Source organism: Terrisphaera buseokensis (assembly GCF_047521145.2).
GTDB lineage: Bacteria > Verrucomicrobiota > Verrucomicrobiia > Opitutales > Opitutaceae > ER46.
Genome location: NZ_CM134186.1, coordinates 2,742,082 through 2,767,205, shown reverse-complemented (window position 1 = coordinate 2,767,205; position 25,124 = coordinate 2,742,082). Strand labels below are relative to the sequence as shown.

The window sequence follows — 25,124 nt, the reverse complement described above, 5'->3', positions numbered from 1 at the left end:
AGGCGACATCGAGAGGTCAATAAATCGAGCGCGAACAACGAACCACATCCAGTATCCGAACGCGATCAAAACGATCAGCACGTCCAGAGGTGTAGCGGAGTCGACGTCCCCTTCCGCAGGCCGCCTAAACGCCGTGACATAGATGGCTACCAGCAGCAATACAACACCCGTGCGGACTAGGTACGAAATTCGAGCAATACGGGCGGGAAATAGGAGATTCATTTCTTTGGCTAACGTCAAAGATGAGCCACGCCAGTGGCCGGCGTGACGCGTGCTTCACTACGATTGCGATTCCGTGATTTCATTCCGGTCACTCGTGACATCGCACGCGGCATGACGGCCACTGGTGTTGGCTCTGGCGCCTTGTTGGGCGTCTGGGCGAATGAAAACTGAGGCTGCGCATCGCTCATCAATTGTCGTGTCACCAAACCAATTCGGAAAACTTAGCTTTAGTCGAGATGGCTTCGCCCCGTCACTTCCGCAATCGAGGTGTCGCACACCCCTACTCTTTCGATTTCGACCAAAGGTTCGACGCTCTCGACTACCGGAATTCCGGTAGTGCCCGCACTGGACTTCTCGCCAAGTCGCTTTGTGCGCCAGGCGTAGGCTCTCTTAAATTCGGAAAGCATCTCTTCATCGGGTAACGCGCCGGACAATTGGCTAAGCCAGTTCTTCTGCAACACGTCAGCTTTCTCAGTGCTGCTAACTATCGCACTCCTCGTCATGATGGCCTGCTTCGCGGCGCCGCTTTCTGATCCAAAGGATGAACCACACGGCGAGCGCCGCGCCTAACACGGATGGGAGAACTCCGAGTAGCACGTTCATTTTTTTGCCCAACGTCAAAGATGAGCCACGACCGTGGCTGGCGCGCCGCGTGCGTCGTGACGATTAAGATTCCGCTTTTTCATCTCTAAATTCGTGAGAAAGCACGCGGCGTGACAGCCATGGTCGTTGGCTCTGGCGCCTTGTTGGGCCTTTTTTTACCGCAATCCATAGAGCTGCTTCAGAAATACACTCGCACAGACGCTTTGAAACAGACGGTGTGAGCGAGCAAGACCTTCGTCAGCCCTTCTCCGTCCGGGACAATGACCTTACAAGGATCATCTCGAATTGCTTCAATCATCCTACCGCAAAATTCACACTGTCCTGCGATACTCGGTATTGGATGCTGACTTGGATTTGATTCCACAAATTGCCTCCGCAAATCCTGATAATTACTAACTGCGAAATTACTTAGCACGGCTTCCACAACCTCTGGAACTTGATTCCTTAGATGTGCAAACATTTCATCCTCCGTCCCGTACGTCATGAAGTAGATATTAAAGCCCGGTTCTCGACACTCTTCTGAACGCGAAACGGAAATGGCGTAGCGATCAACGCTCTCAAACTCGATCGACGGTAAATAGTGCTGTTCTGTGGGGGGCGCATTATTCATCTTGGCGAGCATTTCCTCCCAAGGGTGCGTCCGAAATATCGTCAACACTTCTTCCTCTCGCACTGAACCCATTTCGTTTCTGTCGGAAGAGAGCGGATCGAGGACGGAGAAGCGAAGCATTGGTTTCCTTTTTTGCCCAACGTCAAAGATGAGCCACGACCGTGGCCGGCGCGCCGCGTGCCGAACTACGACCTGGGTTCTGTGGTTTCACTTAGAATCTCCTTCGATAGCACGCGGCGTGACGGCCATGGTCGTTGGCTCTGGCGCCTTGTTAGGCTTTTTTCTTCCATTCACTCCAAAGGTCCATCGCACAGAACCCGGCGATGAGCGAGATACTCGCGGAAATTGCGACCATTGAAAGTGGAGCAGGTGGCATCTTGGAAATCATCGGCAAGACAAACACCTGAACCAACGGGGCGACGATTCCGCCGAGAGCAGCCAGACAAGCAACGATAAGTGCCGCTCTCGCAGATGATCGGAGAAGCAGGACTATCAAGGTGCCTGAGATTAACAATCCGACGACGAGGGCTGGCGCGCCAATCCATCCTTGTCGAACCAACCCTGGAACTCGGGTTAGATAGCCCAGCGCGAGCAGGCCGACTAACACCCACTTTTCGATATTCAAGCGCATCGTCTTTTGCCTAACGTCAAAGATGAGCCACGCCAGTGGCCGGCGTGACGCGTGCTTCACTACGTTTCTGATTCTTCAGTTTCATTTCGACAACTCCTGAGTCAGCACGCGGCATGACGGCCACTGGCGTTGGCTCTGGCGCCTTGTTAGCCATTTGGGGGAATCCAGTGAGCATTTACAGGTCCGGCCGCGAGAACGTCGACAATAGTATTCAAACTGCCAAAGCGGTAGCAGATCACATCTCGGAGCCCGGTGTCTTCGTATCGCTTATGCGGGGCAGGCCAATCGTAATTTCGCACGATGAACGTCGGCACACCAATCAATCCGTATTCGATGTCACTTAATGCGAACGCGAAGTCGTCGTAAACGGCGTAGGCCAGCACGTGATTGAACTGCACACAAAGAGCGCGCGCTCCTTCTCCAAATGGGAGAAGGACAACACGCGTGCCCTCGTCATCGCTCTGCACCGCCGCGTTGAGAAAACGCTCAGGCATGTTGTCGATGGGTGACCACTTCTGATATTCGATTGGCATCTCTTCCTTGGCTAACGTCAAAGATGAGCCACGCCAGTGGCCGGCGTGACGCGTGCTTCACGACGTTTCTGATTCTGCGGTTTCATTTCGAAAACTCCTGAGTCAGCACGCGGCATGACGGCCACTGGCGTTGGCTCTGGCGACTTGTTGGGCGTCTGGGAACTGCTCGAGAACTGATCTGGCAGACTGCAGATTGAAGGCTCGGGCAACGCTGCGGCCCTTTGCTCAAAGCTGCCGCCATCGACTGCACAGCCTGGAATTCCTCAAAACTATTTCTGATCGGGTGGACTGGGAAACACTCATTCGGACACCTCTCACCTTCAACGCACTCACCTACCGGAATTCCGGTAGTCACACCTCTCGTCACTTTCCACCGGACAGCCGAATCACCCGCAGCTGACACCTCGAAACATCTGCTCTCTGAGGTGCGCATCTCGAAGGTATTCCGCCCAACGTCAAAGATGAGCCACGCCAGTGGCCGGCGTGACGCGTGCTTCACTACGATTCTCATTCCGTGGTTTCATTTCGATAATCAATGAGTCAGCACGCGGCATGACGGCCACTGGCGTTGGCTCTGGCGACTGGTTCGGCGACACCGGAGCGATCGATGCTGGACAGACGACGAACAGATCAAAGAGACAAATCTGAAGCAGCCGATCAAAACGCCTCGAGAAGCAAGCTGCGAAGTCGCGCTCCGGCCGACCCAAACCAAGGACCGAGCGTACGCTCCGCCGATTCCCATCTCGCAGCGCCGGGTCGATGTAGTCCAACCCGGCCAAAACGTCCGATCATCTGAGCCCGAATGCTTCAGCGACTGCATAACGAAGGTCTTTCTGATCATCGTGCAACGCCGAACGTCAAAGATGAGCCACGCCAGTGGCCGGCGTGACGCGTGCTTCACTACGTTTCTGATTCCGCAGTTTCACTTCGGTCACTCCTGACATCGCACGCGGCATGACGGCCACTGGCGTTGGCTCTGGCGTCTTGTTAGGCGAGTTTTCATTCGGGAGTGCTGTTACTCTTCCATCAGACTCTACGCGGTTTTGAGGACGTGAAGTAGTACTCCGACATGGGCACCAAAAACAAATAAGGTGAGCACACACGATGCGACAGGAGAGATCCTCCAAAGGAACGAGAAATCACCACTGGGCTTCTTCTTGAAATGTGAGCTCAGCAAATCGAACAGCAGATAGAGGCATGGAACAGATACTAGCGCGAAAACAACGGGGCTGAGCACAAAACGCGGAACGCCGGCGGCGGCCATGCTGAAAACAAGAGCCACGAAAGCGAGTGTCTGGACGAGCAGACCACCTGCCACATAGAACCCTGCGCGATTGCGGCTCTTTAGGAGCGCCATTGAAGCCGCCACATAGCGTTCGTAGTCGCGCTGAGGATGAAGCCAGCGATTTTCACTCCTTAACGCCACATGCTGGGGAAAGACGAAAAGCCTCACACTCATTGCGCTTCGCGGGATACCGCTAGAAGCGCCCGCAAGATAGTGACCGTACTCATGCACTGCGATGATGCCAAAGACTGCGACAACGCACGCAAAGAAGATCGAAATGCCGATGATCATTTCAGCCTAACGTCAAAGATGAGCCACGACCTTCGCCGGCGCGGCTCGTGCAACTTCACGATTTGGATTCTGTAGCTTCATTTCGATCAAACCGTACGATAGCACGAGACGTGACGGCGAAGGTCGTTGGCTCTGGCGCCTTGTTAGGCTCTTTCTTTTTCATCGCCGAGTAGTCGAAGTGGATCGCCGTAACCTCCAAGAAATGCAATCGGCGAACTGAAGCGCTCACGTTTGTGGAAGACGAATGCCTCCTTCGTGAAATCCAATACCTGCATCTCGCAATCGCCGGACTCCCAGAGAATCACTTCATACACTGCTTTCTTATTTTCGAAACGAAGCCGAAGCGTGGGAACGGGAGCTTCAGGCGCGTAGTGAACATCGCACGCGACATTCTGTGAGCGGAGCCGCGCTTCCACGCCGGGCAGAAAATCATCGTAGCCGCGATTGCAGATGAAATCTCGAAACGTCGCGGTGTGCATTTCTTTGCCTAACGTCAAAGATGAGCCACACCAGTAGCCGGCGTGACGCGTGCTGGATTCCGATCTGCACTCTTCAGTTTCACTTCGATCACTCGTGAGTCAGCACGCGGCATGACGGCTACTGGTGTTGGCTCTGGCGCCTTGTTGGGCCGTATGGCTCGCATCGGGGAAATGCTCACGGTGTAGGACTGATCCGATTCCATAACGGCCACCACGGCGAGAGAATCCTGCGACGATCCACACATGTCCACCTGCACAACCAGGACAAACGCCTCGAGCACCCTGACTCCGCTCCGCTCGTCCGAACTCGGACGCGGGACCGATGCCGTGACTCTACATTCCGATCCCATTCCCGAGAAACGATGCTCTCCATAAATCCTCACTCTGACTCGCGCACTTCAAATAGGAGCGGATACCGCCCAACGTCAAAGATGAGCCACGACCCTCGCCGGCGCGGCTCGTGCAGCATATCGATTTGGAATCTGCTGATTCATTTCGAACAATCGTAAGATAGCACGAGACGTGACGGCGAGGGTCGTTGGCTCTGGCGCCTTGTTGGGCGTCTGGGCGAATGAAAATCAGCTCTCGAATTCATCGTCAGGAATTTTGGGTAACGAAACGGAATAATGAGATACTTGGCTCGAGTCGAGATGGCTTCGCCCCGTCACTTCCGGAATCGAGGTGTCGCTCGCCCCACTCTTCTCACCGCGCAAAAACGATCGATCTTCTCGACTACCGGAATTCCGGTAGTTCCCGCACTCGATTTCTCGGTTCACGGCCTTCATCCGCAAATCGCACGCTCCCTGAGTCACGCACCGCGAAGGTATTCCGCCCAACGTCAAAGATGAGCCACGACCTTCGCCGGCGCGGCTCGTGCGACATCACAATTTGGATTCTGCTGCTTCATTCGATTGCTCGTACGGAAGCACGAGACGTGACGGCGAAGGTCGTTGGCTCTGGCGCCTTGTTAGCCCGTTTTGTGCTCACGCGAAGGATTCCGATAATAGTTTACGCCAAACTTCCGTGCGCCAGCCAAACATGCTGTAGGATAAATGGCGTTTCGGTCATAAACGAGGTCGTGGATATCAAATCGACTCAAGTCAGGATTACCGGAGACATCCTCGAATGCGTCTTGCGCTTCGTAGCCGCACAATGCTCTTCGGATTCCTTCCTCTGACGCGATGGCTTCGTAGAGAAGGTCGATGACGGCCGTAACCGACTCTGGGCGGTTCAGTACGACGTCACCTCCGTACCGGGAGTAGCCGATCCCGCTTGGCATCGCCTGCACGTACCACATCCCAGCTTTCGCCTCCATTTTGACTTCGGCCATCGGTACGTCACGGCCGGCAACGGCAATCACTACCGTTCGCAGCCGCTCGCAGATGCGAATCGCGTCGGATTCGCGCGGGCACTCGACTACGAAAGCAAAATAGAGCGCCATCTTTTTTGGCTAACGTCAAAGATGAGCCACGACGGGACTTGGCGCGCCTCGTGCCGCATCACGATCTCCATTCCGCTGTTTCATTTCGGAAGCACACTCGATCGCACGAGGCGTGCCAAGTCCCGGCGTTGGCTCTGGCGCCTTGTTAGGCCGATTGTACATTCGGTAAAAGTCGCAATTCACACCTGCGGCTACGCATTTTTTCGGGCAGGTGTGAAAACATACGCTCCTAATCGTCCGTTTGCTTCTTTCGCGATAGAAATAGCGAAAGTCGCTTGTGCCGCGTCGATGCGTTTCATCTGAAAGGCGATCAGGAGCCGAATAAATCCGATGGAATCTGGACCAAGAGTCGTGTGATTCGTGCTAACACCAAACCGATGTCGTTCGAGGGTCAACTCCACCTCTCCGGGATGAAGGGTATACTTCTTCTGATGGAACTGGCCCTCGCCGTATTCGAGGTCGAAATGAGCCGCAATCTTATCGCGCGCAGTAAACAAATCGAGATGCAGCTGAGTGTAGCTCTTTGGATGTGGAGCATCTTTAAATCTTCCGAACTCGGATGAGAGTGGTCCGAGGCCGGTGGCAGACATGAACGGCCTGCAGTAGCTCGTAACCATTCCTGCAACGGCGGCGTGATAGAGATCACTTCCCGGTGCGATCTTCGTCGTCATGATGTGCGACGCCATTGCATCCGCTTCGCGCATTGCTTGGTTGGCGAGCGCAAGTCTTAGAAAGTGTTTCGATCGATCCTTCATTTTCAGCCTAACGTCAAAGATGAGCCACGCCAGTGGCCGGCGTGACGCGTGCCTCTGTACGTTTCTCATACCGCAGTCTCATTTCGAAGCTCCTTCGGTAGCACGCGGCATGACGGCCACTGGCGTTGGCTCTGGCGCCTTGTTGGGCGTTTTTTTCATCGTTTGCCTCGATATTTCGCATGCACCTTTTCTCCGTCGTCTGTGTTCACGATGAGGTAATCGTAGCCTGGAGATCCCTTCGTCGATTCTAGCACTCGAACGTTCGTGATGGGAAGCCACAGCATAGCATCAATCTTGTCGAGTGGATCCACATCCCAAAGCGAACCATCTTCCAGTAGTAGCATCGCTCCGCGATCGATATTCTGCTTAAGCCAGTGCTCGCTTCCCGTACCGATATACGTCTCTTTTTTCGGCGGACTCGCAACTCGCGCGTTCACTTGGCTCATCTGTCCTTTCTCGAAGCCAGCTTTGAATATCTCGCTGATGCGGCTGACAAAATAACGACGAAGAGCTTCGCGTTCTTCGGTCGTAAGCTTCGATATCCCCATCTTTTTCTGCTCCCCCGGCGGAATAATCGAGTCGAGGGTAATGTCGTCGAGCGTCTGCGCTCTCGCGAAAACGAACGCACACGATGCGGCAACAAGCATTAGGAGTTTCATGAGGATTTTTTGCCCAACGTCAAAGATGAGCCACGACAGTGGCCGGCGTGACGCGTGCTTCACTACGTTCCAGATTCTGCAGTTTCATTTCCGTCAATCGTGAGGTCGCACGCGGCATGACGGCCACTGGCGTTGGCTCTGGCGCCTTGTTAGCCGATTGATGGTGCGACCCATATTTATTGTGTCTAATTGATGACGATGCCAGCAGCACAATTGTTCATCGTGCAACCTTTCATAAACAAACCTCCGATATTGGTGTGTTCGGAGTCCGCGATGATCCGAAATCCAGTCTTCGTGTAAAGGTCCACAGAAACCTCTAGCTCGCAGCTCCCTTCCGCCGCGGCCTTCTGTCGAACATCACAGATAGTGCGCCCAGAACTCTTCTCAATAACCCAGTAACGGTGGAATTCCTTCTTGAAATCATAGTCCTCTTTGTTGCCGCTCACAATGTGCGCGTTACGAATCGTAGCGACCTTCTTCCCTTTGGCGTCGTAAACGTCGAAATCTACGGCAAGCAGACCGTCTTCCTCACGACGCTTAATCGCAAAAAGCGACTCACCATATGCGACTATGACGTTGGGCGTATCAATGTAGTAATTGCCGCCGATCTTAACTTTGAACTTATTTTCGATGTTCCACATAGAGTTTCTTGGCTAACAGTGTAATTGGCATCAACTGAGATGACTATTGTCGGACGGGCCGGGGCGGGGTTGGGGCATGGGGAAGAGTGGAGCGGAAGGTCGGTAATTTGTTGAGCACTAAGTTTGGGGAGGTGGTGTACTTGGAATTGGGGAGGCGCGAGGCGTGACGACAGGCGCCGCGTAAAGCTCAACTGCGAGTATGGCTTTAGACGGCACGCCGTTTCCGGCGGAAAACACCCCAGTTTCGTTCCCGCACTGGCAGGAGACCCTGTTTCAAAGCGAGATCCCGTTCGAACTCCAAGACACCTTCCTCAGCGCCATCGCCGCGTTCCTTCACCACTGCAGACGCGAAAATGCCCCCGCCACCGTCGCCCTCGCCAAACAGTACCTCGATCGCCGCGGCTTCGGCCCGCACTCGGAAACACGAAAGGCCCTGCGATGGTTTTTTCGCGCGGCCCCTGCGCCGAATGAGTCTGCCAGCGACGGCAGGGATCAGGATGGGCAACGCGAAGCACGGGGACGCGCCTCGATGCCCTCAATTCCCCCGCCGGCAGCGCAGGATCTGGGCGGCGCCGATTGGGAACGCGATTTGATCGGCGCCTTGCGCAAGAAAGGCTTCCTGTGGCGAACCGAGACGACCTACCGGCAATGGGCGGACCGGTTCGCCCAACACCTAAACCCGCGATCGCCGTACGCAGCCGACGGCTCCGATGTCGCTTCGTTTCTCTCCAAGCTCGCGATCGAACAGCGCGCGAGCGCCTCGACCCAGAAGCAGGCCCTGAACGCGCTGATGTTTCTCCTGAAGGAGGCGCTTCACCGCGACCCGGGTGAAATCGACTTTCACCGCGCGTTCGCCCGCAGGCGGGTGCCGACGGTCCTCACACGCGACGAATGTCAACGCCTCTTCACCCAAATCCCAGGTACGAGTCGGCTGATGGCGGAATTGATGTACGGCGCCGGCCTGCGGTTGATGGAACTGCTGCGACTGCGCGTGCACCATCTCGACCTCGACCGCGGTCAGTTGAAGGTCTTCGCCGGCAAGGGCGACAAGGACCGCATCACCGTGCTGCCGGAGTCACTCAAACCCAAACTGATCGAACAACTCGAGCGCCTGGCTCCCCTCTTCCGTGCCGACCGGGAGGCCGGTCTACCGGGGGTGTGGCTGCCGGAAGGCTTGGATCGGAAATACGGCCGCGCCGGCGAACAGTGGGAATGGCAGTGGCTCTTCCCGTCGCGCGAAACCGCCATCGATCCCGCGTCCGGCCAGCGCCGACGCCATCACGTGCTCGACGGCACGTTTCAAAACGCCATCCGCGCCGCCGCACGCTCCGCGGGTATCGCGAAGCGGGTAACGCCGCATGTGCTGCGGCATTCGTTCGCCACCCATCTGCTCGAAAGCGGCGTGGACATCCGCACGGTGCAGGACCTGCTCGGACACGAAAGCGTCGAGACCACGCAGATCTATACGCACGTGATGCAGAAGCCGGGGCTCGGCGTGCGCTCACCGTTCGATCTGCTCAAAACCGAGTCGACGCCGCGTCCACCTAACGCCGGACCACAGCGACCGTGAGACGCCCGGCACCGCAATGTGCCGGCGAGAGGATGCGGCCCTTAACGGGAGAGAGCTGGCCGACTCCGCGGTATTCACGGAGTCGGTACCATGCCGGCGAAGTCCGCGGGACTAGTTCGCCTTCGCGTTGGCCTTCCGCTTCCGGCCGCCTTCGGCCTTGCCCCCGGTCACGCGCTCCGGCCAGTTGCCTTTGATCAAGGCCTGGTGTTCTGCGATGACGGCGGCGTGCTGACCGTCGGCGGCCAGGTTTTTCATTTCACCGGGGTCGGAGGTGTGGTCGTAGAGTTCGCGGCCCTGCTTGCCCTCGTCCCACTCGGTGTAACGCCAGCGGGGCGTGCGAACGCTGCGACCGGGGAAGCCGCCGCGCTCTACCTGCGTGAACGCCGGACGGCTCCACGCGGCGTCGGGCTTGGCGAGCAACGGGCGCAGCGACGCCCCGGGCAGTTTCGTCGGGAGAGCAAGGCCGGCGAGATCGGCGAGCGTCGGATAAACGTCGATGAGCTCCACCAGTCGCGGCGAAGCAACGCCCGCGGTCAGGCCCGGCGCGGCGATGATCATCGGCACGCGCGCCGAATCCTCGAAACAGCTCTGCTTCATCCAAAGACCGTGCGTGCCGAGCGAATATCCGTGATCGCTCCAGAAAACGATCACGGTGTTCTCGCGCAGGCCGAGGCGATCGAGCGCGGAGACGACCCGGCCGATCTGCGCGTCGACAAAGGAAATGGCGGCGTAGTAGGCCTGCTTCGTCTGCCGAGCCTGCTCGTGCGTGACGCCGAAGTTGGGCCAAGGCCGCGTCGAAAGTAACGCCGGCCCCGGAACGGTCTTGGGATAGTCGGCTGAAACCTTCGGCACATCGATGCTCTCGAGCGGATACAGATCGAAATACTTCTTCGGCGCGACATACGGCGTGTGCGGCTTGTAGAAACCGACCGCGAGGAAGAAGGGTTCGTCCTTGTGCTGCTCGAGCAGACGGATCGCCTCGGTGGCCACCTTGCCATCGGTGTGATCCTCATCGCGCCCTTTGGCATCGCTGAGAAACGACATCGCGGATCCGAGGCCACGTTGCGGCGTGTAGTTGGTGATGTCGGGCTCCAGCGTGGTCTTGTCCGTCCCAGCCGGATTCACGAACTCCCGCCACGACGGCGGATCGTCGAGGCCACTCGTGCCGATATCGCCCGGGTTGCCATAATGGTAAATCTTGCCGACGCGCGCGGCATAATAGCCGTTGCGCATGAAAAGCTGCGGCAACGTCACGACGTCGGGCATCCCGGTCCGGAAGTGGTACTGCAGATCGAAGACTCGCGTCTGGTCGGGCCGCAGGCCGGTCATGATCGACGAACGGCTGGGGCTGCAGAGCGGAAACTGGCAATACGCGCGTTCAAAACGAACGCCGCGCGCCGCGAGCCGATCAATGTTCGGCGACTTCACGATCGGGCTGCCATAGCAGCCGAGATCGTTGTTCATGTCGTCGACGGCGATGAAGAGAACGTTGGTTTTCTTCGCCGACGCAGCCTGCGTGAACGTCGCCGTGACGGCGATGACCGCCGGAAGGAGGGCGCAGAGCAGAGTGCGAGCGAATAGAAAACAGCTCAGGCGCGTGCCGACCGCAGACGCGTGCACACGCTCACGCTCGCGAGGAAACCGGTGGAAGGTGAATGCGTTCATTGTTTGGCCTTGGCTTTCTTCTTCTGACCACCGGCGCCCTGGTTGCCGAAGAAGCGCGGCGGGACGTCGTCCAGCGCTTTGACCTCAACGCGGAGTCGCGCCAGTTCCTTCTCCAGTTCGGCCCGCGTTTTCGCGTAGGCGGGATCGTCGTAATAACTCTTCAATTCGTGCGGATCCTTCTCGCGATCGAAGAGCTCCCAGTAGTCCTCACCGGTGCCGTAGAAACGCACGAGCTTGTAGCGATCCGTCACCACGCCGTAGTGCGGGCGCACCCGATGGGGCGTCGGCCACTCGTAGTATTGATAGTAGAAGGACGTGCGCCAATCGGCCGGGCGCTGGCCCGACAAGATCCCGCGCAGGCTGCGGCCCTGCATATCCGCCGGAATCGGTTGTCCGGCCGCGTCGAGAAAGGTCTCGGCGAAATCGAGATTCGAAACGATGTCCTTGCTGACAGTTCCGGGCTTGGACACGCCAGGCCAACGGACCATGAAGGGCGTGCGCACCGACTCCTCGAAGATCCAGCGCTTGTCGAACCAGCCGTGTTCGCCGAGATAAAAACCCTGATCGGACGCGTAGACGACGATGGTGTTTTCCGCGAGGCCCTCGCGATCGAGATAGTCGAGAATCCGGCCGACGCTCTCGTCGACGGAGCGCAGCGTCGCGAGATAGTCGTGCATGTAGCGCTGATACCGCCAGCGGACGAGATCCTTGCCCTGCGGATTCGCGGCGCGATAGCGGGCGTTGCGCGGCTCGTAGTAGGCGTTCCACTCCTTCAGCTGTTCAGGCGTGAGGTTGTTTGGCGGCGTGAGCTTCACGTCACGATCGTTCATCGTCTTCGCAATCGTCATGTCCTGATCGCGCTCAGCGATGCCACGACCCGAATAGTCGTCAAACAGCGTTGCCGGCTCGTCGTAAACGCGATCCTTGTCGGCGTTCAAGTGCCGGAGCGCGGGCGCCCACTCGCGGTGCGGGGCCTTGTGCTGGCACATCAGGAGAAATGGCTTGGATTTGTCGCGCTTGTCCAGCCAGCCAAGCGAGGTGTCGGTGATGATGTCGGTGACGTATCCGGGAACCTCGATCCGCTCGCCCTGGCGGATCATCGGCGGATTGTAGTAAATCCCCTGCCCCGGCAGAATCTGCCAGAAGTCAAAGCCAGTGGGGTCAGAACCGAGGTGCCATTTGCCGACGATGGCGGTCTGATAGCCGGCTTTCTGCAGGAGTTTCGGGAACGTCGTCTGCGCGCCGTCAAACGTGGAGTTCGAGTTGTTGGGAAATCCGTTCAGGTGATTGTACTTTCCCGTCAGGATCGTGGCGCGCGCGGGGCCGCAGATCGAGTTGGGGACCAGGCAGCGATCGAAGCGCATGCCGGTCTTGGCAATGCGATCGATATTCGGCGTATCGAGGAGCTTGCGCGCATCGCCGTAGGCGCTGATCGCCTGATACGCGTGATCGTCCGTGAAGATGAAAACAATGTTGGGCGGGCGCGAGACCGCGGCGGTAGCAACGACCGCGGTCAACACCGCCCCGGCAAATGCGAGGGTGAGTTTCATGGGGAAAATCCTTCGAGCAACGAGCCGACGCGGCCCGTCAGGGGTTGAATCAGTGCAAACCGAAACACGCGGCGGCGCCAGGAACGCCCGCGTTTACTTCTTTCCGACCATCGAGGCGAAATAGGTCTTCGCCTCGGCCACGAGCCGGTTCGGATCCTCGGCGAAGGCCTTGCTGTCGGTTTCAATCGCCAGCACGCCCGACCACTTGCTCTGCTTGATCTCGGCAAAGAGTCCGGCGTAGTTGGCCTTGCCCTTGCCGATTTCAGTATCGACCGGCGTCTTCTTTCCGTCGGCGGAGGTCTCGATGACCTTGTCCTTGAAATGCATGTCGTACACGCGGTCGCCGTAATCGCGGAACACCGCGGCGGCATCGAAGCCGGCGGCGGTCACCCAACCGACATCGAGACACACGCCGATGCGGCGGTCACGCGAGGCAAGGACCTTCTTCACCGTCGCCGGGTCGCCGTAGACGGAACCGGTGCCGTGATTGTGGATCGCGAGCTTGATGTCGTACTCCTTCACGAGCTCCTCGAGATTGTCCCATTCGGCCATGTTCTTCGGTTCGACGATGATGACCTGGATGCCCATCAGCTTCGCGAACTCGAAGAGCTTCCGGTTCGACTCCTTGTCCATCGAGGTGCCGTTCACACCGAACGTGTAGGCCGTGAGCCCCCTTTGATCGAGGATCGCCTTCTTGCGGAGCGTCTCCTCCTTCGGCCCCTTGGGATCGATGTGCTTGCTGATCAACTGGAGCTGCGTGATGCCGTGCTTCTGCGCGAACGCGACGACCTGATCGAAGTCCATGTTGCGACAGGTCCACGTCTGAATTCCAAGCGAGAGGCCCGCTTTGGGCGCAGCCGCCGGGGCGGCAGACGCGAAGGGCGAGACGACGAGAAGCGCAGCGAGCGCTGCAATCTGAAACAAGGAGGAGCGACTCATATTGGGGGAAACGGAAACGTAGATTCGGACGTTCGCGTGGCAAGCCCGGCCCGCGCAAATTTCCCCGTCCGCCTGCGCGCATTCGATCTCGCTTGAGCGCGTGCGACCCGCATCACTGAATTTCCCCTCCATGCCCGCCAAGAAATCCCCGCTTCCCGTCGCAGTCATTACCGGTGCCGGTTCCGGTGTCGGTCGCGCCACCGCTCTCCAGTTTGCCGCGCAAGGCTGGCGCGTCGCGTTGCTCGGCCGCCGCCCCGACGCTCTGGCCGAGACCCGGAAAAAAGCTCCCGCTGGTTCACGTGCACGCATCCTCACGCTGCCTTGCGACTTGGCTGACCCGCAGGCCATCGCGACGACCGCCCGGACGATTCTCGCCCAGTGGGGCCGCGTCGACGTGCTGGTGAACGCCGCGGGCAACAATATTCCGGTACGGTCGCTCAGCGAACTCTCACGCGCCGACTACACGGCGGTCATGGACGCCAACGTCAACGGCGTGCTCGATCTGGTTCAGGCCGTCCTCCCCGCGATGCGCAAGCAAGGCGCGGGCACGATCGTGAATGTCGGCTCCGAAGCCGGCAAACAGGCCTCGGCGAAGGCGGGCGCGGCCTATGTCGTTTCCAAATTCGGGCTGACGGGGCTCACCCAGACGATCAACGCCGAGGAGCGGCCGAATGGTATTCGCGCGTGCTGCATTTTTCCCGGCGACATCGACACCTCGCTGCTGAACAAGCGTCCCGTGCCACCGGCGGCGGAAGCGCGCGCCCGCATGATGCAGCCGGAGGACATCGCGGCCTGCGTGTGGTTTGTCGCCAGCCTGCCGGAGCGCGCAACGGTCGAGGAAATTTTGATCCGGCCGTCACGGCCATGGACGGGCTGAGGCAAAACCGGAAACCTGAGACCGGAGACCGGAAACTGAATGCCGGAGTCTGGATAGTGGAGAGGGATTCGGGATGCTGGACCTTGAAAACGGGTTGGTGGAACGAGCGGTGTAGACCGAGGCGATGCCGGAGCAAACGTGCGGAGCGGAGTAGCTGCTTGGGGCGGCGGTCGAGGCGCGCGGCACCGGCGATCCGTGCGCCGGAAGCTGTGAAATGTGGCCGCCTTACGCCGCCGAGCGCTGGCGTTGACTCAATGGCCTGGTGATATCCGCAGGGCCGGCGAAGCCTAGTGAAGCATCTATTGGCACCACCGGCGGCGCAACTGCCTCGAGCGCGAGTGCTTCCGCCGTTTCACCGGGGTCAGCGTCAGGTGGGATAGAGGGTACGGAGTGCGCCTAAAGTTACCTATTATCTGTGTCGTAGGGAGAGCGTTAGAGCGTCTCTCGGTGCTTCCCAAGATCAACAGTCCCCGACTCCTCCTCGAAATTCTGGCTGCAGTCGTTGTCGCGCAACTTTGCGCGCTGACGATCGTGCCGCGCTTTGCGCCGAATCTGGACGGCGTCTCGGAGGCTCTGCTCAACGCGACGCTGGTGTGCCTGCTGGCCGGGCCGCTGGCGCTGTGGCGCTATGCGACCGCCGCGCCACAGAACTCGGGCGCCACGCACACGCCCGCGAATCGCCGCTCTCGCACGACGCTCATCCTGGTCAGCGCGACGCTGGCCGCCGGATTGGCGATGACGGCACTGGGCTCGTTCCTGACCAAGAAACACTACGACGCGGAAGCGACGTCGCAGTTTGAACGTCAGGCCGAGCGCATGAGCGGCACTGTCCACCGGCGGATGGCGCAGGTCGCGAGCGGTCTGCGCGGCCTGAGCGGCATCTACGCGGCCAGCAAATCGATCGAGCGGGCCGAGTTTCGCACCTGCGTGGCCTCGCGCGATCTCACCGCGGAATTTCCCGGTTCGCTCGGCCTCGGTTTCATGGAGCGGGTCGCGCGATCGAACCTCGCGGGCTTTCTCGCAGAGGTCCGCGCTGATGACGCCGCCGACTTCGTCATCAAGACGACGGGCGACGCGCCGGACTTGTATGTGATCAAATTCGTCGAACCCCTGGCCGCCAACCGGCCCGCCTTGGGTTTCGACGCCGGATCGGAGCCAGCCCGTCGGGCGGCGATCGAGCGCGCGATGCGGAGCGGCGAACCCACTCTCACGTCCCGGATCACACTGCTGCAGGATGCCGAGGCCCGACCCAGCTTCCTCTACGTCCTGCCGGTCTACAAAAACGGCCGACGCCTCACCACTCCGGAGGAACGCGAGGCGTCCCTCCTTGGACTCGTCTACGCGCCGATGGTGATCGACGGCGTGCTGGACAACATCGACGCCGAAACGGATCAGATGTTGGACCTCGAGGTTTACGACGGCGCCATCCCAAGCCGCGCGAATCTCCTGTTCGACCTCGACCATGTGCTCGTGGCCGCAACCGATGCGACGACCGGCGCGATTCCGATCCGGCGTCGTTTTCAGCGCGCAATGTCGGTGCAGGTCGGTGGCCGGGAATGGACCCTTTTCATTTCCGGCACGCCGAAATTTGACCAGAGCGTGGCGTCAGCACTGCCGAACCTGATCGGTCTCGGTGGAGTCGTGGTGAGCCTGCTGCTTTCCGGCATGGTGCTTTCGCTGGGTCTCGGCCGATCGAGTGCCCTCGCTCTCGCCGGCAGGATGACGGCCGAGTTGCGCGCCAGCGAAGCGGAGGCGCGCCGACTCGCGATGGTGGCAAGCCGGACGACCAATGCCGTCATCATCACCGACCCGCAGGGCCGGATTGAATGGGTGAACGACGGCTTCCATCGCATCACGGGCTACACGCTGCCCGAGGTTCGCGGCCGCGTCCCGGGGTCGTTCCTGCAAGGGGCCGAGACGGACGCGATGACCATAGAAAAGATGCGGCTCGGGCTGAAGCTCGGGGCGGGCTTCAAGGTCGAGATCGTCAACTATCACAAGTCAGGGAAACCCTACTGGGTCGCGATTGAAGTGCAGCCGCTCCACGACGTGGACGACGCCATCACGGGCTACATGGCAGTCGTGAATGACATCAGCAAACGCAAGGCCGCCGAGCAGAAGCTGACGGCCAGCGAACAGCGGCTCAGTGCGCTGACGGCGCACGCGCCCGGAGTGATTTTCCAGTTTGAGGTGACGCCCGATCAACGGCGTTCGTTCACCTTTCTGAGCGCGGGCTTCCGAGCGCTGTTCGGACGCGAGCCGACGGGCATGATGGAACGCCCGATGCGGATGTTCGCCGGGGTGCACCCCGACGACCGCGCGTCGGTGCGAGAACGCCTCGAACAGGCGATCGCCACCTGCGGTCCGTGGGCGCACACGTTTCGCGTCGCGACTCCGGACGGCACCTCGCGCTGGATCAACGCCCGATCCTCGGCCTCGCGCCAAGCGGACGGAACGAAGGTCTGGTGCGGCGTGCTCGTCGACATCACGGAGCAGCAGCAGGCGCGGATCGAGGCCGAGGATCTCAACACCAAGCTCGAGGAAGCGATCGCGACCGCGCAGCAGGCGGTGCTGAAGGCGGAACAGGCCAACATCGCCAAGAGCCAGTTCCTCGCGACCATGAGCCACGAAATCCGCACGCCGATGAACGGCGTGATCGGCATGACGTCACTGTTGCTCGACACCACGCTCACTGCCCAGCAGCGGGAGTTCACCGAAATCGTGCGTTCGAGCGGCGAGACGCTGCTCGACCTGATCAACGACATCCTCGACTTTTCGAAAATCGAGTCCGGCCGAATGACGCTCGAGTGCGAGCCATTCAGCGTGCGCGAGTGCGTGGAGAGCGCGCTCGACCTGCTCGCCGGCCGCGCCGCCCAGAAGGGCCTCGATCTGCTGTACGAAATTGCCGACGGCGTGCCGGTGGCGGTGCGCGGCGACATCACGCGGCTGCGGCAGATCCTGGTGAACCTCCTCGGCAACGCGCTGAAATTCACCGCACGGGGCGAGGTCGAGCTGATCGTGCGTGCCCGGTCTTCGGATACAGGCGAACCGGAGCTGCTGTTCTCCGTCCGCGACACCGGCATCGGCATTCCGCGCGAGGCGCAGAGCCAGCTTTTCACCTCCTTCACGCAGGTCGATGCGTCGACGACCCGCAAGTACGGCGGCACCGGCCTGGGTCTCGCCATCAGCAAACGTCTCGCCGAGGCGATGGGCGGACGCATGTGGGTCGAGAGCGAGGAGGGCCACGGCTCCACCTTCAGTTTCACGCTGCCCTCGGAATGGGTGTCAGCCGGATCGCGCCCCTTCCTGCCCGTATCGCGGCAACAACTACAGGATCGGCGCCTGCTCGTGGTCGAGCCCAGCGCCGCGGGCCGCCGCATTCTTTCGGCCCTGGCGGGCAAGTGGGGCATGAAGCCAACGGTCGTGGAAAGCGGGCGGGCCGCGCTGCGCCGGCTGCAGGAGGGCGAGCGCTTCGATCTCGCCATCCTCGATCTGCAGATGTCCGAGATGGACGGCATCACCCTCGCGCACGAAATCCGAAAACAGCCCGCAGGCACCACACTGCCGCTCATCTTGTTGTCATCGCTCGGGCGCCAGCCGGTCAGGGAGGAGGCGGCGTTGTTTGCCGCCATTCTCAACAAGCCGGCCAAACCGTCGCAGTTGTTCGACGCCATCGTCAAAGTCTTCGGCTCCGTCCCGCCCTTCTCCAAATTTACGCCGGCGGCGACCGCACCGGCCGACGCCCCGGCGTCCAACGCGGGCCACGTGCTCCTCGCCGAAGACAATCCCGTGAACCAGAAGGTGGCGTTGCACATGCTCGCCCGCGTCGGTTATCGCGCCGATACCGCGGCGAATGGCCTCGAGGTCCTGGCCGCGATCCAACGCCAGACCTACGACATCATTCTGATGGACGTGCAAATGCCGGAGATGGACGGCCTCGAGGCCACCCGTCGCATTCGCGCGGCGCAGAGCGACGGCCGGCCCGCGCCATGGATCATTGCACTCACCGCCAACGCGATGGAGGGCGATCGCGAGCAGTGCATGCTGGCGGGCATGGACGACTACCTGAGCAAGCCCATCAAAGCCCCGGATCTCGCCGCAGCCCTGGCGCGTGCCCGACCGATCACGTCGTCCGCCCCGGTGTGATCGCGCCGTTCGTGGCGGGATAAATCCACGCCTGGCGTGCGAAAAAAATCTTGGTGCAAGATTGTCCTTGAACGCGGAGTGCAATCCACCCATCCATGGACCTTCTCGTCGCTGTTACGGCGGCGAAGTTCTTTAGCACCAGTTCACTTTGGTACGTTTCCTCGGCCTGTTACAGGCGTTGAAACGAACAAGTTCAAGTCGGGGCGTAGCTTAGCCTGGTAGAGCGCTACGTTCGGGACGTAGAGGTCGCGAGTTCGAATCTCGCCGCCCCGACCATTTTCTTGTCAGCCAGCGAACGGGTTGTAGCGGAGTTCGTTCTCCGCAGTCGTCAACGGGCCGTGGCCCGGAGCGATAATCGTGCTGGGCGGAACCATCGCCAGCATCCGGCGCAGATTAGCCTGCAGTTTCTCGTGGGAGAAAAAGGCGCCGCCGACCGATCCGGCAAAGACGAGATCGCCGGACACCAGCAACGCCGACTCCGTTCGCGCCGTACCCGACTTCACGAGGTAACAATTATGCGCCGCCGCGTGTCCCGGCGTGGCAAAGGCCGTGACTTCGAGTCCGCCGAAACGCGCGGACATCCCCTCGCCCATGCCCTGCCCGCACGGCGCCACCGCGCCGTCGGGAATGCAGGCCTTCGGCGCGCCAAACTTCGCCACCACATCGCAGAGACCGCCGGCGTGCTCCGGCTCGACGTGGGTGAGAAACACCGCATCGAGCGAACGAATCGCCGGCGGCCACACCGCCGACAACGCGTCGATGCCCGCACCGGTGTCGAACAGAATCCCGCGGGACGAGCCGCATTCACCAACCAGATACGCGTTGGCCACGCCGATGCCGTGCGGCATCCGCAACGGCCAGACGGAAAACGGCAGCGCGCCGAGCGCGGGCTGCGGATATTGTCCGCTCCCGAGGGCGCACAAGCCCACTTCGTTCAACTTCAGGACGGCCGCGAGCCGCCGCAGTTCGTCGCAGCTCAGATCCGATCGATAGTCGACCGCATCGCAGATGCGTCCGAGCGCCACGCCGGTTCGCAGTGCCAATGCCTCCGGGGTGATCCCGGCGCGACGCATGGCTTTGTCCAGCACGTCGCCGAGTTCATCTTCCAACGGGAGTGACGGCGTATTGTTCAAGACCCGGACAGCGTAGGGCAGCCTGCCCCCAACAAGCAAAATTGATTTTGTTTTTTGCCGCGCATGCCACAGCGTCGACGCCATGGACGATCGCCAGAAGGAGATTCTCGACATCTTCACCCGCACCCGCGCGCTGCTCGAAGGCCATTTCGTGCTGCGTTCCGGCCTGCACAGCGGCCACTATTTCCAGTGCGCGCAGGTTTGCCAGCGCATGGACGCCGTCGAGCGCCTGGCTGAACTCCTCCTCGAGAAAGTGCGCAGCCAGGGTCTGAAATTCGAGACCGTCCTCGCGCCCGCGATGGGCGGACTGGTCATTGGACAGGAAGTCGCGCGCCAGGCCCGCGCTCGTTTCATTTTCGCGGAAAAGGAAAACAACGTCCTCGTCATGCGCCGCGGCTTCACGCTGCGCCCCGGCGAACCGGTCCTGGTGGTGGAAGACGTGGTCACACGGGGCGGCCGCGTGGTGGAATGCCTCGACTTGGTCCGCCAGACAGGCGGCACCACGACGGGCATCGCCATGCTGGTGGATCGCAGCGCGGGTAGCGCCCGGTTCGCCGTCCCGGCCGTGTCGTTGCTCGAACTCAGCTTTCCAACGTATCCGGCCGATAACGTCCCCGACTGGCTCGCAAAAATTCCGGTGCAGAAACCGGGAAGCTGAATATAAAGGCCGCGGCGGGATCGCGGCGCGGCGCGCCCCAAAGGGCGCGCACCATGGTCACGGCCTTACTTTGGCACCGTAACCACGACGAACCGGATTCCCCGCCCGTCATAGATCGCGAGGAGATTACGACCCGGCACAAGTTTGGCCCGGGCCGTCGCGAGATCCGGCACCGCCGAACGATTCACCTCGAGAATGACCACATTGGCGGCGAGACGCTCACGGAACGGCGAGTCCTCCGCCACGCCCGTGATGACGAGACCCGTGATCCGCGGATCCTGAATCCGCAGACGGCGGCGCAGCTCCGGCGTAAGCGGCGTGACGTCCACTCCGGCGAGGAACTCGTTGGGGTTCTCCGTCACCTGCCCGAGCATCACCTCGACCGTGCGCGGCTTGCCGTCGCGCACGACCTTGAAGACAGCCTTCGTCTCCGGCACGACCTGCGACACCAGCAACCGCAACTCCTCCCACGTGCTGATAGGGTGATTGTTGATCGCGAGGATGACGTCGGTGCGTTTGAGCCCGGCTTTTTCCGCGGGACTGTCCGGATCGATATCCGTCACCACCACGCCGCGGGTGTCCTTCGGCAATCCGAGCTGCTCGGCGACATCGGCCGTGACGGTGTCACTCGTAACGCCGAGATAGCCACGCGCCACCGTGCCGTGCTCGACCAGGCTGTTCATGATGAATCCGGCGAGATTGATGGGGATCGCGAAGCCGATGCCGATGTTGCCGCGCGAGGGCGAAAGGATCGCGCTATTGATGCCAATCAACCGTCCCCGGGCATCCACGAGCGCGCCACCGGAGTTGCCCATGTTGATCGCTGCGTCCGTTTGGATGAAATCCTCATAGCCGGAAACGTTCTCCAGCAGGCCCAGCTTGCTGCGGCCCTTGGCGGAAACGATCCCCATGGTGACCGTCTGGCCCACGCCCAGCGGGTTGCCCATCGCGAAGACGATATCGCCCACCCGCAGTTTGTCGCTGTCGGCAAACGCCACCGTGGGCAGATCCTTCGCCTCAATCTTCAACACCGCGATGTCGGTCTTCGGATCGCTGCCAATGACCTTGGCGATGAAGTCGCGATCGTCGGCGAGCGTGACCTTGAGTTCATCCGCACCCTCGACGACGTGATTGTTGGTCAGAATGTAGCCGTCGGCCGTGACGATCACCCCGGAGCCCAGGCCCTCCTGCTTGCTCTCGCGTTCCTGATCGGGGATGTCGCCGAAGAAGCGGCGGAAGAACGGATCGATCGCGATCCGTTCCTTGACGATCTTGGTGGAGTAAACGGAGACGACCGCGCGCTGCGCCGGCTCGATGACGTCCGCATAACTCATCACGAGGCCGGACTTCGCGCCGTCGCCCACGGGACTGTGATCGAAGCGCACGGCCGGTTTGGGCACCGGCTCGGCCGCCTTCTTGGTCTCGCGGGCGCGGGCGGCGAAGAGCGGACCGGTGGCGGCCAGCGCCGCGACGAACATGACCAGACGGGCGAAACGCGAAGTGGACATGGAAGCGAACGACAGACTGACGGGAGACAGGTTCCGGACGGCTGGCAGCGGACGAGAAGGATCGCGATGCCGGCTTAGAAGCCCTTGACGCGAAACAGACTCGTCACGCTCTCGTTGCTGTTGATGCGCTGAATGGCCTGACCGAGCAGCGAGGCGATGCTCAACACCGTCACGGGAATTCCATGACTGTTGATGGGCGTCGAATTCGTCGTGATCAATTCGTCGATCAAGCCGCTCTTCAGCCGGTCGATCGCGACCTCGTTGAGAATACAATGACTGACCGCAGCGCGAATGCTGCGCGCGCCGTGTTCGCGCAGGATCTTGGCCGCTGCGCTGAGCGTGCCGGCGGTCTCCGTAATGTCATCGACGAGGAGAACATCGCAGCCGTTGACCTCACCGACGACGTTGATCGCCTCCACCTTGGTCGCGCTCGTGCGCTTCTTGGCTACGAGGGCGAGGCCCGCACCAAGCACATCGGCGTAGGCGGCGGCCATCTTCATGCCGCCGACATCGGGTGAGCAGACCACGAAATTTTCCCGGCGGGTGTCCGCGAGATGCTTGAAGAAGACCGGCGACGCGTAGAGGTGATCGACCGGGATGTCGAAGAAGCCCTGAATCTGCTGCGAGTGCAGATCCATCGTGAGCACCCGGTTGGCGCCGGCCGCGACGATCAAGTTCGCCACGAGCTTCGCCGTGATCGGCACGCGCGGCTGGTCCTTCCGATCTTGGCGCGCGTATCCATAAAATGGAAGCACCGCGGTGATGCGCTGGGCGGACGCGCGTCGCGCCGCATCAATCATGATCAGCAGCTCGACGAGATTATGATTCGTCGGCGGGCAGGTCGACTGGATGATGAAGACGTCGTGCCCGCGAATGTTCTCGTTGATCTTCACGAACGACTCGCCGTCCGGGAAACTTGTCACCGTCGCCTCGCCGAGAGGCTCGTTGATCGAGCGGCAAATTTCCTCGGCGAGAGGACGGTTGGAATTGCCGGTGAAGATCTTAAGCCGCGAGGCGCTCATGGGTGGAGTCGCATGTTGGGGCGGCAGCCTTCAGGAGGAAGTCTTTTTTGCATCGGCGAGCTGTTCTTCCAAAGAGTCGACCCGTTTGAAGAGTTCAGGGAGACGCTGGTGCAGGATCGCGATGCGGCGCTCCAGCAGGTAGGGAATCGCCGGATTACCGTTGATGAAGCTCCCCGGTGCCACGTCGGAGCTGATGCCGGACTTCCCGCCCGCCTTCACTCCTTTGCCGACGGTAATGTGACCTGCCACCCCCGCCTGCCCGCCCAGGACGACATAATCCTCGATCTTCGCACTGCCGGAAATTCCCACCTGACCGCAGATCATGCAATGCCGGCCGATTTGGACGTTGTGGCCAATCTGAACCAGATTGTCGATTTTGGTCCCGTCCCCGATCACGGTCTGGCTGAAACGGGCGCGATCGATGGTGGAGTTGGCACCAATTTCGACATCATCGCCGACCACCACCGCGCCCACTTGGGGCACCTTCTCGTGCCGGCCCTGGACGAATTCGTAGCCAAAACCATCACCGCCAATAATCACCCCGGGCTGCAGTTGCACTCGCTGACCGATGCGACACTCCGCCGCCACCACCACGCCGGGCATCAGCCACGAGTCGTCGCCGATCTTGGCCGCGCGGCCCACGAACACCTGCGCCTGCACGTGCACCCGCTCTCCGATGACCGCACCTGCCTCCACGATGCACATCGGGCCAATCGTTGCGGTCGCCGCGACCGTGGCCGTCGCGTCCACCCACGCCGAGGGATGAATGCCCGTCGCAGGCTTGGGCCAAAGCAGCCGCTCGAGGTGAGCACACACCCGGGCGAGCGCGACGGACGGATTTTCCACGAACAGGTACAACTGCCCAGGCGGCGGTTCACCGGTAAAGTCGGCGGGGAGCAAAACGACCGACGCCCGCGTCGTGGCCACCTCAGCCTTGTATTTTGCGTTGCCGAGGAAAGAAAGGTCGCCCGCTGAAGCCTTCGCCAATCCGGAAATTCCGCGAATGACTTCGGTGGTCGAACCGCGCTGGCCGGTGGCTTGAGTGATGGTGGCGATTTCCCCGGTGGTAAACGAGACCTGCATGGGCGCGAGCGTGGTGGTTTCCAGCTGACGTGCAATTCAGCAAACAAGCGGCTCCCGCCCTCGGTAGCGGGCACAAAAAAACCCCGCTCGAAACGAGCGGGGTCGAAAGAGACAACAGAGCGGGCGATTACTTCTTCGCGCCGCCGAGTCCGGGAACGGAAACGGCCGGGGCGCCAGAAGGACTGGCCGGAGCCGCGGCGGGAGCGGCCGTGGCCGCGCCAGCCGGACGATCCTTGTTCACTTCCTTCATCACGTCGTCCGTGATGTCGAAAGCGGCATCGGCATAAACGATGTTCGAAATGCCAATCGCGGTCGGACCGGCCTTGTCGAGGAGCAGGTTGCCGCCCTTGCGCTTCGCGACGTCGGCCGCGACCTTGCTGATTTCCTCAAGCATCAGGCTACGAAAGGTGTTGAGGCGCTGACCGAGGGAGTTGCGGGTGTTCTGGATGAACGTCTGCACTTCGCGCTGCTTGTTCTGGATTGCCTCGAGCTTGGCCTGCGCCGCGCCCTGGGCCTTGGCCTTGGCGTCCGCGGACAGAGCCGGGTTGTTCGACTGGTCGTTGAGCGACTTGTACTCTTCGACGAGCGCGTTGCCGTCCTTGTTCATCTTCTCGACCTCTTCCTGCGCCTTCTGGTCGTCGGCCTGGATCTTGGCGTTCTGCTCAACGGTCTTGTAGTGCGTGTCGTAGAGTTTCGCCATGTCAACGACGAGAACCTTGACCGCGGGCTGGGCGAACGCGCCGAGGGCGAACGCGCCAAATGCCGCGATTGCGACAAGGGATTTGATGGAATTCTTCATGTTAGGTATTGGAGAATGGAGTCG

General features: G+C 60.7%; 21 protein-coding genes and 1 tRNA gene. 5 read left to right on the top strand and 17 right to left on the bottom strand.

What is annotated here, in order from left to right:
* Nucleotides 1-1,003 precede the first annotated feature (1,003 nt).
* The 9 genes from ACLJEU_RS10155 to ACLJEU_RS10115 form a co-directional block, all read right to left on the bottom strand.
* Entirely contained in the window at nt 1,004-1,555 is a 552-nt protein-coding gene (locus ACLJEU_RS10155; RefSeq protein ID WP_414664852.1) for a hypothetical protein, read from the bottom strand.
* Nucleotides 1,556-1,706: 151 nt separating this feature from the next.
* Entirely contained in the window at nt 1,707-2,060 is a 354-nt protein-coding gene (locus ACLJEU_RS10150; protein WP_414664851.1) for a hypothetical protein, read from the bottom strand.
* Between the two features lie 152 nt (nt 2,061-2,212).
* A complete protein-coding gene (locus ACLJEU_RS10145) occupies nt 2,213-2,599 on the bottom strand; it encodes a hypothetical protein (protein ID WP_457795370.1) in 387 nt (128 codons plus the stop codon).
* Between the two features lie 1,033 nt (nt 2,600-3,632).
* The gene (locus ACLJEU_RS10140; RefSeq protein WP_414664849.1) at nt 3,633-4,175 is read right to left on the bottom strand and encodes a hypothetical protein; all 543 of its coding nucleotides are present in this window, start codon (nt 4,173-4,175) and stop codon (nt 3,633-3,635) included.
* 143 nt (nt 4,176-4,318) lie between these two features.
* Complete coding sequence (locus ACLJEU_RS10135; RefSeq protein ID WP_414664848.1) at nt 4,319-4,654, bottom strand: immunity protein TriTu family protein; 336 nt, start codon at nt 4,652-4,654, stop codon at nt 4,319-4,321.
* A gap of 967 nt (nt 4,655-5,621) precedes the next feature.
* Entirely contained in the window at nt 5,622-6,095 is a 474-nt protein-coding gene (locus tag ACLJEU_RS10130; RefSeq protein WP_414664847.1) for a hypothetical protein, read from the bottom strand.
* A 191-nt stretch (nt 6,096-6,286) separates the two neighbouring features.
* Nucleotides 6,287-6,850: a hypothetical protein gene (locus ACLJEU_RS10125; RefSeq protein WP_414664846.1), complete on the bottom strand. Its 564-nt coding sequence runs from the start codon at nt 6,848-6,850 to the stop codon at nt 6,287-6,289.
* A gap of 155 nt (nt 6,851-7,005) precedes the next feature.
* Nucleotides 7,006-7,509, bottom strand: coding sequence for a hypothetical protein (locus ACLJEU_RS10120; protein WP_414664845.1), 504 nt, complete (start codon nt 7,507-7,509; stop codon nt 7,006-7,008).
* Between the two features lie 185 nt (nt 7,510-7,694).
* On the bottom strand, nt 7,695-8,150 hold the full coding sequence (locus ACLJEU_RS10115) for a hypothetical protein (RefSeq protein ID WP_414664844.1): 456 nt from the start codon (nt 8,148-8,150) through the stop codon (nt 7,695-7,697).
* 529 nt (nt 8,151-8,679) lie between these two features.
* Here ACLJEU_RS10115 and ACLJEU_RS10110 point away from each other — a divergent pair.
* Nucleotides 8,680-9,720, top strand: a complete 1,041-nt coding sequence (locus tag ACLJEU_RS10110) for an integron integrase (protein WP_414664843.1) — start codon at nt 8,680-8,682, stop codon at nt 9,718-9,720.
* A gap of 111 nt (nt 9,721-9,831) precedes the next feature.
* Here ACLJEU_RS10110 and ACLJEU_RS10105 read toward each other — a convergent pair whose 3' ends face one another.
* From ACLJEU_RS10105 to ACLJEU_RS10095, 3 genes are all read right to left on the bottom strand, one after another.
* Nucleotides 9,832-11,385: a sulfatase gene (locus ACLJEU_RS10105; RefSeq protein ID WP_457795369.1), complete on the bottom strand. Its 1,554-nt coding sequence runs from the start codon at nt 11,383-11,385 to the stop codon at nt 9,832-9,834.
* Complete coding sequence (locus ACLJEU_RS10100; RefSeq protein ID WP_414664841.1) at nt 11,382-12,935, bottom strand: sulfatase family protein; 1,554 nt, start codon at nt 12,933-12,935, stop codon at nt 11,382-11,384. Before ACLJEU_RS10100 ends, ACLJEU_RS10105 begins: the two co-directional genes overlap by 4 nt.
* Before the next feature lie 93 nt (nt 12,936-13,028).
* Nucleotides 13,029-13,874, bottom strand: coding sequence for a sugar phosphate isomerase/epimerase family protein (locus ACLJEU_RS10095; protein ID WP_414664840.1), 846 nt, complete (start codon nt 13,872-13,874; stop codon nt 13,029-13,031).
* 130 nt (nt 13,875-14,004) lie between these two features.
* On the opposite strand from ACLJEU_RS10095, the gene ACLJEU_RS10090 reads away from it, so the two are divergent.
* The 3 genes from ACLJEU_RS10090 (at nt 14,005) to ACLJEU_RS10080 (ending at nt 19,173) form a co-directional block, all read left to right on the top strand.
* Entirely contained in the window at nt 14,005-14,751 is a 747-nt protein-coding gene (locus ACLJEU_RS10090) for an SDR family oxidoreductase (RefSeq protein ID WP_414664839.1), read from the top strand.
* Between the two features lie 447 nt (nt 14,752-15,198).
* Entirely contained in the window at nt 15,199-18,897 is a 3,699-nt protein-coding gene (locus ACLJEU_RS10085) for a CHASE domain-containing protein (protein WP_414664838.1), read from the top strand.
* Nucleotides 18,898-19,096: 199 nt separating this feature from the next.
* A tRNA-Pro gene (locus tag ACLJEU_RS10080) sits at nt 19,097-19,173 on the top strand.
* Between the two features lie 8 nt (nt 19,174-19,181).
* Here ACLJEU_RS10080 and ACLJEU_RS10075 read toward each other — a convergent pair.
* Complete coding sequence (locus ACLJEU_RS10075; protein WP_414664837.1) at nt 19,182-20,030, bottom strand: MBL fold metallo-hydrolase; 849 nt, start codon at nt 20,028-20,030, stop codon at nt 19,182-19,184.
* Between the two features lie 82 nt (nt 20,031-20,112).
* Here ACLJEU_RS10075 and pyrE point away from each other — a divergent pair, with 82 nt between their 5' ends.
* The gene (gene pyrE, locus ACLJEU_RS10070) at nt 20,113-20,688 is read left to right on the top strand and encodes an orotate phosphoribosyltransferase (RefSeq protein ID WP_414664836.1); all 576 of its coding nucleotides are present in this window, start codon (nt 20,113-20,115) and stop codon (nt 20,686-20,688) included.
* Between the two features lie 65 nt (nt 20,689-20,753).
* Here pyrE and ACLJEU_RS10065 read toward each other — a convergent pair whose 3' ends face one another.
* From ACLJEU_RS10065 to ACLJEU_RS10050, 4 genes are all read right to left on the bottom strand, one after another.
* On the bottom strand, nt 20,754-22,196 hold the full coding sequence (locus ACLJEU_RS10065; RefSeq protein WP_414664835.1) for a Do family serine endopeptidase: 1,443 nt from the start codon (nt 22,194-22,196) through the stop codon (nt 20,754-20,756).
* Nucleotides 22,197-22,270: 74 nt separating this feature from the next.
* Complete coding sequence (locus tag ACLJEU_RS10060; RefSeq protein WP_414664834.1) at nt 22,271-23,218, bottom strand: ribose-phosphate diphosphokinase; 948 nt, start codon at nt 23,216-23,218, stop codon at nt 22,271-22,273.
* A 30-nt stretch (nt 23,219-23,248) separates the two neighbouring features.
* A complete protein-coding gene (gene lpxD, locus ACLJEU_RS10055; RefSeq protein ID WP_414664833.1) occupies nt 23,249-24,301 on the bottom strand; it encodes a UDP-3-O-(3-hydroxymyristoyl)glucosamine N-acyltransferase in 1,053 nt (350 codons plus the stop codon).
* A 127-nt stretch (nt 24,302-24,428) separates the two neighbouring features.
* On the bottom strand, nt 24,429-25,100 hold the full coding sequence (locus tag ACLJEU_RS10050) for an OmpH family outer membrane protein (protein WP_414664832.1): 672 nt from the start codon (nt 25,098-25,100) through the stop codon (nt 24,429-24,431).
* Nucleotides 25,101-25,124: the final 24 nt, after the last annotated feature.